Annotated in this window: 10 protein-coding genes; 5 read left to right on the forward strand and 5 right to left on the reverse strand. The window is 34.0% G+C overall.

Annotated elements, in window-relative coordinates; translation table 11 throughout:
• The first annotated feature begins 157 nt into the window (after nucleotides 1-157).
• Entirely contained in the window at nucleotides 158-733 is a 576-nt protein-coding gene (locus CN514_RS15865; protein WP_069034636.1) for a LemA family protein, read from the forward strand.
• Nucleotides 730-1,455 (forward strand): TPM domain-containing protein, encoded by a 726-nt coding sequence (locus CN514_RS15870; RefSeq protein ID WP_098233423.1) that lies wholly within the window; start codon nucleotides 730-732, stop codon nucleotides 1,453-1,455. The genes CN514_RS15865 and CN514_RS15870 overlap by 4 nt, the downstream gene beginning before the upstream one ends.
• A 44-nt stretch (nucleotides 1,456-1,499) precedes the next feature.
• On the opposite strand, the gene acsA is transcribed toward CN514_RS15870, so the two are convergent.
• Nucleotides 1,500-3,218 (reverse strand): acetate--CoA ligase, encoded by a 1,719-nt coding sequence (gene acsA / locus CN514_RS15875; RefSeq protein WP_098233424.1) that lies wholly within the window; start codon nucleotides 3,216-3,218, stop codon nucleotides 1,500-1,502.
• A gap of 180 nt (nucleotides 3,219-3,398) precedes the next feature.
• On the opposite strand from acsA, the gene CN514_RS15880 reads away from it, so the two are divergent.
• The 3 genes from CN514_RS15880 to CN514_RS15890 are packed head-to-tail and all read left to right on the forward strand — an operon-like array spanning nucleotide 3,399 to nucleotide 5,880.
• Complete coding sequence (locus tag CN514_RS15880; RefSeq protein WP_098233425.1) at nucleotides 3,399-4,031, forward strand: GNAT family N-acetyltransferase; 633 nt, start codon at nucleotides 3,399-3,401, stop codon at nucleotides 4,029-4,031.
• A 35-nt stretch (nucleotides 4,032-4,066) separates the two neighbouring features.
• A complete protein-coding gene (locus CN514_RS15885) occupies nucleotides 4,067-4,708 on the forward strand; it encodes an acetoin utilization AcuB family protein (protein ID WP_098233426.1) in 642 nt (213 codons plus the stop codon).
• Nucleotides 4,708-5,880, forward strand: coding sequence for an acetoin utilization protein AcuC (locus tag CN514_RS15890; protein WP_098233427.1), 1,173 nt, complete (start codon nucleotides 4,708-4,710; stop codon nucleotides 5,878-5,880). Before CN514_RS15885 ends, CN514_RS15890 begins: the two co-directional genes overlap by 1 nt.
• A gap of 475 nt (nucleotides 5,881-6,355) precedes the next feature.
• On the opposite strand, the gene ccpA is transcribed toward CN514_RS15890, so the two are convergent.
• The 4 genes from ccpA to CN514_RS15910 all read right to left on the reverse strand — a co-directional run bounded on the left by ccpA (nucleotide 6,356) and on the right by CN514_RS15910 (nucleotide 10,685).
• Nucleotides 6,356-7,354, reverse strand: coding sequence for a catabolite control protein A (gene ccpA / locus CN514_RS15895; protein ID WP_098233428.1), 999 nt, complete (start codon nucleotides 7,352-7,354; stop codon nucleotides 6,356-6,358).
• 259 nt (nucleotides 7,355-7,613) lie between these two features.
• The gene (locus tag CN514_RS15900; protein WP_098233429.1) at nucleotides 7,614-8,684 is read right to left on the reverse strand and encodes a bifunctional 3-deoxy-7-phosphoheptulonate synthase/chorismate mutase; all 1,071 of its coding nucleotides are present in this window, start codon (nucleotides 8,682-8,684) and stop codon (nucleotides 7,614-7,616) included.
• Between the two features lie 183 nt (nucleotides 8,685-8,867).
• Nucleotides 8,868-9,701, reverse strand: coding sequence for an alpha/beta fold hydrolase (locus CN514_RS15905; RefSeq protein ID WP_098233430.1), 834 nt, complete (start codon nucleotides 9,699-9,701; stop codon nucleotides 8,868-8,870).
• A 24-nt stretch (nucleotides 9,702-9,725) separates the two neighbouring features.
• A complete protein-coding gene (locus CN514_RS15910) occupies nucleotides 9,726-10,685 on the reverse strand; it encodes an acetamidase/formamidase family protein (RefSeq protein ID WP_098233431.1) in 960 nt (319 codons plus the stop codon).
• Nucleotides 10,686-10,941 lie beyond the last annotated feature (256 nt).

Below are 10,941 nucleotides of genomic sequence, written 5' to 3' on the forward strand. Positions count from 1 at the left end.
GTTTAAGTCAAATAGATAATTAAATTTTTATTATTTATTAATTTAATTTAAATTGTCATTCAATATTTGAATAAAAATGCTTTATATCAAATAATATGGTTAAATATTAATACTAACATCTTTAAAAATACATATTTTGGAAATGGAGTGTTTTTTCTTGAAGAATAAAGGAATATGGATTGCTTTAATTATTGTAGTCGTTCTAATCTTTATGGGTGTCGGAAGCTATAATAGCTTTGTGACTCAGGAAGAAAATGTTACAAATAAAATGTCACAAGTTGATAACCAACTAAAACGTCGTTCAGATTTAATACCGAACTTAGTAAATACAGTAAAAGGATATGCTACACAAGAGAAAGATGTGATTGCTTCAGTAACAGATGCACGCGCAAAATTAGCTGGTGCTCAAACGACTGCTGATAAAAGTAAAGCTGATGCAGAATTGTCAGGAGCGCTAAGCCGTCTATTAGTAGTCGTTGAAAACTATCCTGATTTAAAATCAAATCAAAACTTCCAAGCATTAATGGATAGCCTAGAAGGAACTGAAAATCGACTAGCTATCGCTCGTAAAGATTATAATGATGCAGTAACTGTTTACAACCAAAAAATCAAAAAATTCCCGGGTGTACTAGTAGCTGGACCTTTTGGATTCGAGAAGAAGGATTACTTTGAAGTATCTGAAAAAGATAAAGCTACACCTGAGGTTGACTTTAGTGGCGATGGTAATAAATGAGAAAATTTCTCTCATCAATATTCCTAATAGGATTTCTTTTTTCATTTGCTACAGGAGCAAATGCTGAAATTAAAGTACCATCTCAAGTAGGAGACATTTATGTACAAGATTATGCAAATGTTCTTAACAAAGAAGATACACAAACTCTAATTCAATTAGGGAAAAAGTTGGAAGACACTACCTCTGCTCAACTTGCGGTATTAACCATCCCAAGTCTCGAAGGAAATGATATTAAAGAATATGCTAATACAGCATTTCGAAAATACGGTTTAGGTAATAAAGAGAAAAATAATGGTGTTCTTTTGTTATATGCTAAAAAAGACAGACAAATAAGAATCGAAGTAGGATATGGTTTAGAAGGAGTTGTAACAGATATTAGATCTGGTAACATTTTGGACCAGAGCGCTATTCCATATTTGAAAAAAGGTGAAGAATCCCTTGCATTAACAAACACATATAAATCACTATATAATGTTATTTTAAATGGCTCTGAACAAACTGGTCATTCTAAAACAAGTAATTTATGGGCCAATTTAAAAGTATTCATCATCATTGCAATTGTGATCGCAGTCATCATCATTGATATGTTGTTCTTTAATGGTGTACTTACTTATTTCATTTTGAATTTATTACCTGCACTATTAAACTCATCAGGTGGCGGTGGCCCAAGAGGCGGTGGCGGAGGAAGCTCTGGCGGTGGTGGCTCCGATCGGAAATTTTAAAACAAAAAAACCATTGGATTTCATTTCCAATGGTTTTTTGTTTATTAATCTTCCATCGTTGATAAATCACCAGTTGGAAGGTCTAACTCCCATGCTTTTAATACTCTACGCATAATTTTTCCGCTTCGAGTTTTTGGTAATTTATCACGGAATTCAATTTGTCTAGGTGCTGCATGAGCTGCTAGTCCTAGTTTTACAAAGTTACGGATTTCTTCTTTTAATTCATCTGAAGCAACATAGCCATCTCTTAGCGCAACAAATGCTTTAATAATCTCACCTCTTACAGGATCTGGTATACCGATCACACCAGCTTCTGCAATCGCAGGATGCTCTACAAGCTTACTTTCTACTTCAAATGGACCTACTCTCTCACCAGAAGTCATAATTACATCGTCTACTCGACCTTGGAACCAGAAATATCCATCCTCATCCATATAAGCTGAATCACCTGAAACATACCATTCATCATTTAAGAAATATGATTGGAATTTTGCTTCATTATTCCAAATTGTGTTCATCATCGATGGCCACCCCTTTTTAATTGCTAGATTTCCCATCGTATATGGAGCAACTTCATTACCGTTATTATCAACAATTGCTGCCTCGATTCCAGGGAATGGTTTACCCATTGAACCTGGGCGAATTGGCATACATGGATAGTTACAAATTAATGAAGCTCCAGTTTCAGTCATCCACCAATTATCATGGATTCGTAAATTAAATACTTTTGCTCCCCAACGAACTACCTCTGGATTTAATGGCTCACCAACACTTAAAATATGTCGAAGTGAACTTAAATCATACTTCTTAATAATGTCTTCCCCAGAACCCATAAGCATACGGAATGCTGTAGGAGCACTATACCAAACCGTCACACCGAATTCTTGAATTGTTTCATACCAAGCATCTGGACTAAAACGACCCCCTAATATCACGTTGGAAGCACCATTTAACCAAGGTCCAAAAATACCGTAAGAAGTTCCAGTTACCCAACCTGGATCCGCAGTACACCAATATACATCATCTTTTTGCAGATCCGTCACCCATTTACCAGTTTGATAGTGTTGAATCATCGCTTGTTGAACGTGAAGAACACCTTTTGGTTTTCCAGTTGACCCTGAAGTATAATGTAAAATTAAACCATCATGACGATTTAACCATGTAATCTCAAAATCTGTTTTCGCCTCTTTATAACGAGCTTTAAAATCTACAAATTTACCGCCTTCCTCTACGTCATCACCGATAAGGAAGATTGTTTTTAATGCAGGTAGATCATTAACTGGCACACGTGATAATAATGCTGGCGTTGTAACTAATACCTTTGCCTCACTATCCTCTAAACGATCCTTAACAGCGCCTTCCATAAATGCCTCGAATAAAGGTCCAACAATAGCACCTAATTTTAAAGCTCCTAAAAGTGCAAAGTACAATTCTGGTTGACGAGGCATGAAAATAAATACTCGATCACCTTTTTCAACGTCACCGAATTGTTTTAAAACATTTGCTGCTTTATTTGAATTAATTTTCATTTCTTCAAACGTATATTTTTCATTTCGCTTATCATCTTTGTAATACAAAGCAATTTTATCTTTTTGATCAGAATTTGCATGACGATCGATAGCTTCAAAAGCCACATTATACTTTTGTGTCGTATACCAAGAAAACTCTTTTTCTACATCTTCCCACTTAAAATTTTTATAAGTTTCCTCATAGTTTTTTAAATTAAATTGTCCGTTTTTTACAGGAAGCGCTTCCACCTTCATATAAATCCCTCCTTGATATTCTCTACTATCATTATACAATGATAAGATTTAATTTTCAGTATTTTTAATAAATTATCCATTTATATGTATTAGACACATACTGTTTTTTTTCCTGTATGTCTTTCCTGCATTTTTTAGTATGATTATTAAAAAGGTGTTTTCTAAAGGGAGTGAGAAATATTGGATCACCCAAAAAAATATTTTTCAAAAACAATCCAAACTGTGCATGGTGAATTAATTATAGAGGGACCGGTCGAATCTGCCTTACTTGAAACATATCATTTTCATGAAAATTTAACATCTTTTAGACAACCAGCACAGCAACATAAAGCAATTGTTGAAATTGCTAGTCTACCTGAAGCTAGAATTATTATTGCTAGACTTGATCAAACAATAGTAGGTTACGTAACTTATTTATATCCAGACCCACTTGAAAGATGGTCAAAAACAACTCTAGAAAATTTAATCGAGCTTGGAGCAATTGAGGTAATACCTGAATTCCGCGGTTTTTCAGTTGCTAAAAATATGTTAGTTCTCTCAATGCTTGATGATGCAATGGAAGACTATATCATTATCACAACAGAGTATTATTGGCATTGGGATTTAAAAGGTACTGGTTTAAATGTATGGGAATATCGTAAAATGATGGAAAAAATGATGAATGCCGGTGGACTCATCCAATTTGCAACTGATGATCCTGAAATCTGTTCCCATCCAGCTAACTGTTTAATGGTAAGAATGGGTAAACGAGTAACAACTGAAGAAATTCAAGCATTTGACGCACTACGCTTTTTACAAAGATATATGTACTAATTGAACTATAATCTCGAAAGGTAGGATTCAAAATAATGCTTATTCAAGATATTATGCGCAGTTCAAATATTACTTTAAAAAAAGAAAATACAATTGGTGAAGCAGTAACCATTTTTCGAACAGGTGATGTACGTCATATTCCCATCATTAATGAAGATAATCAAGTGGTTGGAATCATTTCTGATCGAGATGTACGCGATGCTTTACCTTCAACACTTTTTCCACAAGCATTTTCATCTGTACTTGAGGTTCCTGTTGAAAAAATTATGACGACTAATGTCATTACTTGCAGTTCAATTGACTTTGTTGAAGAAGTAGCAACTTATTTCTATCAATATAAAATAGGCTGTTTACCTGTCGTATCTAGCGAAAAATTAATAGGACTTGTGACCGAAATTGATGTATTACACACTCTTGTAACTTTAACAGGAGCATATCAACCTAGCTCCCAAATAGAAATCTTAGTCCATGATCATCCAGGCATTTTAAGTGACGTTGTTAACGTATTTTCAAAAGAAAACATTAATATTGTAAGTGTCCTTGTTTACCCTGCAAAAGAAGTGGATCATAAGGTTCTTGTATTTAGAATTCAAACGATGAATCCACTTTCGATCATTCGAACTTTAAAAACTGAAGGATATAAAATTCTTTGGCCAAATGAAGCGAGTGAATCATGATGAAAAAGGATGCATACTTAGTATATAGCGAAGAATACCATGCCTATCAATTCAACGAAAAACATCCATTTAATCCAATTCGCTCTCAATTAGTTTATGAACTATTAACATCTAGTAATCTATTAAATGATGCTGATATTATTCCACCAAGATTGGCAACAGATGACGAGCTGCTCCTTTTTCATGATTTACAATTTATCGAACAAGTTAAAAAAGCAAGCCGTGAACCAGTTAGTGCAAATATCGCTGAACAATTTGGACTTGGAACTGATGATACACCCATTTTTAAAAATATGCACGAAGCCAGTTCTTTAATTGTTGGTGGCACCTTAACAGCAGTAGATGCCGTTCTAGAAGGAAAATCCAATCATGCTTTTAATTTAGGTGGTGGACTACATCACGGCTTTAAACGAAAAGCCTCTGGTTTTTGTATTTATAATGACTGTGCAATCGCCATAAAATATATTCAACAAAAATACGGTTTAAAGGTGTTATATATAGATACGGACGCACACCATGGCGACGGAGTTCAATGGGCATTTTATGATGACCCGACTGTTTGCACACTCTCAATCCATGAAACTGGTAGATATCTTTTTCCGGGTACAGGTGCGGTAACCGAAAGAGGACAAGGTAAAGGTTTCGGTTACTCGTTTAACATTCCAATTGATGCATTCACCGAGGACGAATCATTTCTATTAAGCTATAAAAAAGCAATAAACGATATAGCTCAATACTTCAAACCAGATGTAATTCTCACCCAAAATGGTTCTGATTCGCATTGTTACGATCCATTAACTCATCTTTGTACGACAATGAAAACATTCGAGGAAATCCCAAAAATCGCACACGAAATCGCACATAAATATTGCGATGGCAAATGGATTGCAGTTGCTGGAGGAGGATACGATTACTGGAGAGTAGTACCAAGAGCTTGGTCACAAGTATGGCTAGCTATGACAAATCAACAACCAACTTCTAGCCTAATACCAGATAGTTGGCTAGAAAAATGGCAGAAAATTGCTAATGTTAAGTTACCTATAACGTGGACTGACAATCCATCTATCGTAAAACCTATTCCAAGGAAAAAGGAAATAGATGAATACAACGAACAAGTCTTATATCGTGCACTTGAGCCATTACACATTCAGCAAAAGAAGCCTTTTATTTGAATACTACGCGCCGCCTGAGAGGGTATCTCGACGGCGTTTTTTATTTCGGATAGATTTTTGATTATTATTTGTAGAATGTAATTCAAATATGGCTTGTTCTTAGCTAGATTCAGAACAAATCTAGTTTAATACTAAAAACTATCTATTAACTATTAATAAAGATGTGAAATACGATTACGGGTATATGTATTTTTGGATTTAGTTGCTGTTTTACTATTTTTAATTGCTGTTCTTGGATTTTAATTGCAGTTTTGTTATTTTTAATTGCGATTCTCGGATTTTATTTGCAGTTCTACTTTTAATTGCACTTATTTAAACTTTATTTACGGACCTCCCAAGTTTATTTGCAGCTCAACGTTTATTCCTTATTGCCAATTCAGTACTTATTTGCCGACTAAAAAATTTACATTCACCCATAAGCCCCTAAAAACAAAAAAAGCCTAGAATCACTAAAATTCTAAGCTACTTTTATTATTTACTTTGTAGATTGTCTAATTTGAAGATGATGCGGAAGAATGACTGTATGATCTTCCACTGTCTCTTTATTCATATACTTCGTCAATAATCTCATTGCAACTGCACCAATATCATACATTGGTTGAGCAACAGATGATAATTTTGGACGCACCATTAATGCCAGCCTTGTATTATCAAATCCAAAAACTTCAAGATTATTCGGCACTAATATTCCGTGGTCTTGGGCACTATGGATTACACCAATCGCCATTTCATCAGATGCTACGAAAATCGCGCTCGGAATAATATTACGCTCATGGAAAGCTTCAAAAGCTTCACTGCCTGATTCATACGTATTATCACCATAAGTTACTAACTCTTCATCGAAATCGATTCCATTTTCTTGTAAAGCACGTTTATATCCTTCTAACTTACTTAATCCGATTATATTCGTTTCAGTAGGTCCGTTTACAAATGCTACCTTTTGGTGGCCTTTTTTAATTAAGTAATCTACTGCATCAAATGCCGCCTGAGTATAGTCGATATTTACTGAAGGGATTTTATTAGCTTCATCATATGTAGTCGCTAATACGATTGGAACGCCAGCCTTTTCGTACTCTTCTTGATGAATATCTGTAATTGTTCCACCAATAAATAAAATTCCGTCAACTTGTTTTGCTAACATATTATTTATTAATGTAATTTCTTTCTCAATATTCTCATCCGAGTTACTTAAGATAATATTGTATTTATACATTGTTGCAATATCTTCAATACCACGTGCTAGTTCTGCATAAAAAGTATTTGAAATGTCTGGAATAATTACTCCAACTGTAGTTGTTTTTTTACTTGCTAGTCCTCTTGCTACTGCATTTGGTCTATATCCTAAACGGCTGATCGCTTCGTTTACTTTTTTTCGTGTAGTAGGTTTAACATTTGGATTACCATTAACTACTCGTGAAACTGTAGCCATGGAAACGTTTGCCTCACGTGCTACATCATAAATCGTAACCGTCATATTCATCACTCCTCTATTTTATTCTATCTATTATGTAGTTTGTTTTTTATTTAGGTAAAATAGTCATAAAACGTAATATTCCACAAAAATAGTGCTTCATTCTATCTTATAGTGAAACGAATATTCGTTCAATACACCTATTAGAAAAAAATGTAAATTATTCGTAGTTTATCACTATATATTGCTAATTTAAAACAAACGTTCACAAATTATTCAAAAAGCGCCGACTGATTTTCTTCAGCCAGCGCTTTTATGTTGATTATCGATTTATGAAAGAATTAACTTCAGACATAAATTGGTCAAATTGATCAAAATTCATTTGCTGAGATGAGTCACTTAAAGCAGTAGCAGGATCTGGATGTACCTCTGCCATAATACCATCTGCTCCAATTGCTAGTCCCGCTTTTGCTGCAGGTATTAGCAAATCTCTTCTACCTGTCGAATGTGTAACATCTACTAATACTGGTAAATGTGTTTCTTGTTTTAAAATTGGAACAGCTGTTATATCTAATGTATTTCTCGTAGCTTTTTCATAAGTTCTTATGCCACGTTCACATAAAATAATTTCTTGATTGCCTTCTGACATGATGTATTCAGCTGCATAAATAAATTCTTCGATTGTCGCGGATAAACCTCTTTTTAATAAAATTGGTTTATTTACAGAACCTGCTGCTTTTAGTAATTCAAAGTTCTGCATATTTCTTGCGCCGATTTGAATGATATCAACATAATCTAATGCCATTTCAATATGTTCTGGGCTTACTATTTCACTAATAATTGCCAACCCATGGTTTTGCCCAACCTCTTTTAGAATCTTTAAGCCCTCTTCGCCTAGTCCTTGGAAGTCATAAGGCGAAGTTCGTGGTTTAAATGCACCGCCACGCATAATTTTTATTCCTTGTTCCTTTAACACTTTCGCTACAGAATCAACTTGTTCATAGCTCTCAACTGCACATGGGCCAGCAATAATAATTGGGCTTCCATTACCAATATTAACACTATTTACATTTACGATCGTGTTCTCTGATTTTCTTTTTCTTGAAACAAGTAGAACTTTTTTATCGTCTTCTTCTTGAAGCTCTAAGCTACTTTTAAAAATTTCTTTGAAAATATGTTGGAGAGTAGCCGTACTGAAAGGACCTTCATTGATTTCGGCAATATGATCTAGCATTTTACGTTCCCTAACTGGGTCATACCGTTTAACACCTTGATCAATTTTTGCTATTCCAATTTTCTTTGCGATTTCGCCTCTTTTATTTAATAACTCAAATATTTGATGATTAATCTCGTCTATTTCAATTCTAAGTTGTTCTAAATCATTTTTAGTCAAATTAAATCCTCCTTGCAAATACCAATATCTCATTTGTTATTATGACACTTTATTGAAAGCTAATCAAAACATGAGCATTATTTTAAAAAAATGTTTTTTTAATGAATATTTTGTATTCTCGTTGGGAATAGTTGCGAGATTAAATAAAAAGAAGAGTTAGCAAAGTAACTCTTCTTTTTAGTCTTAAGTAATATTACGTCCATCTTCTACTTCTAATACTCTGTCTAACCATTCATTGATCAGCGAGTTGAATAGATTCTCTTGTTCTATTTGAAGATTATGGCCAGCTTTGTCTAAAATTGCAAAAGCTGCTCTTGGATAATTTTCAAGAATAGTAAATGCGTCTCTATATCCAACGACCGAGTCCTGTAATCCTAATAAAAATAGACTTGGTTCATTGAACTTAATTTTATCTATTTCAAATGAAAATCCGTAGTTATTCCTTATTTTAGATAAAAATTCATGATCAGCGATTGAACATCCGCTAACAATTTCATCATTATAGCGAACCCAAGTTTTCTCATCTAAAATTACATTATTTGAACGAAAATCAGCTTCTTCAAGTTCATTTAATTGATTTAAAAAAGTTTTATCTTCAACTATTACTGTATGGCTGGGTAAAGACCTTTTCTCAAATTGTGGAATAATCATTGGGCAAATAAATACAGCACCTTTGACTTTTTCAGGTCTATTAGCAATTATTCCTCTTGCTAAATATCCCCCGTAAGATTCCCCAGCTAATAAAAATGATTGACCTGGTATGATCGTATCAATAAATTTTAAGACGATGTTCAGCATATCATCTGTCGTATTAATATTGGTTCCGCCCTTAGTTTTACCCATACCTGGAAGGTCAAAGTAAATCCTTTTATAACCGTTTTTCTTAGTAAAAATCGGTTCCATGCAACCTTGCATTAACCTAGAGTCTGGAGTAAACCCATGAATCATAACAATTGGTAGTCCTTCACCCATTATTTCATAGTTTATGTCAATATTATTTAAAGTACAAAAAGGCATTTTATTAACCTCCAATTTTCAAATCTATTCATTTATATAAATTGAAGTGATATTAATATTATGAGGCAAAACAGCATGGACACCCTTAACATGGTTAACAATTTGAGTTATTCTCAAATCAACACAAACGCTAGCTAAAGCAACCGCTTCAGTTTTTTCAATAGCATATAGCTCTTGAATTAACTCGACCATGCCATTTAATGCAGTTTTAGTTGCTATATTTAAGTCTTCATCAAAGCCAAAAGTAAGCCACCCTGCTGGTGTGTTAGCTAGTGGCATATTAATCTGCATGTCCTCTTTTACTGTAAGAGTTAGATTCACTTTATCAAATGGAGATTCAATTGCTTGACCAGACACTTCCCCATCTCCTTGTGCAGCGTGTCCATCACCCGCAGAAAAAAGTGCTCCTTCAACAGCTATCGGTAAATACAAAGTACTACCTTCAACCAACTCCTTACAGTCGATATTTCCACCACAATATCTTGGTGGTATAGTTGAATGAACACCTGATTCAGAAGGCGCTGTACCTAGGACTCCTAAAAATGGTACTAATGGTACCGAAACTTCCATATCTCTTATTTTAGTCTTCGCTGTATTGTTTTCTTCATTGAGTAGCCAATTTAAAGTTACTTCTAATTCTTCAGAAATACCTAATGCATTATTTTGCCAATTCTCTTTACCACCTGCACAATTCCAGCCGTACCAGCCAGCTTTTAATTCGTTTATTTTAATTTCAAGTGTCATCCCCGGTTTAGCACCTTCAACGAAAATTGGACCAATCATAGGATGACCCCATTCTTTTTCTTTCTCTCTTGACTCGAAGCTTACTCTTTCTCCATTTTGATGCGAATAACCCCACCCGATATCAATCGTATCAAATTCAATCGAATCACCAGAACGAATGATTTGAATTGGTTCATATTCGTTACTAAAAGATGCGTGCAAATGCTGATCTGTTGTTTTAAATTTATATGTTTCTGGCATATTTACTCCTTCTTTCAACGCTCGATTTTAGTATGTAAAAATAATTTAACTATAATTAATTTTTGCACGTATCTTAATTTCCCTTGTTATAATTTTAAATTTTCATTACTTTTTTCCTATAAATCCTATGATTTGCTCCATCAATTTGAATTGCATAAGACTTTCGGTGTATTGTATAGATGAGATTTCCAAATATAGGAATTTCTAATTTCATTATACTGCTGGTTTTGACGTAGAATAAAAAAACTGCACCTTA

This window comes from Bacillus sp. AFS001701 (assembly GCF_002559405.1).
Taxonomy (GTDB): domain Bacteria; phylum Bacillota; class Bacilli; order Bacillales; family Bacillaceae_G; genus Gottfriedia.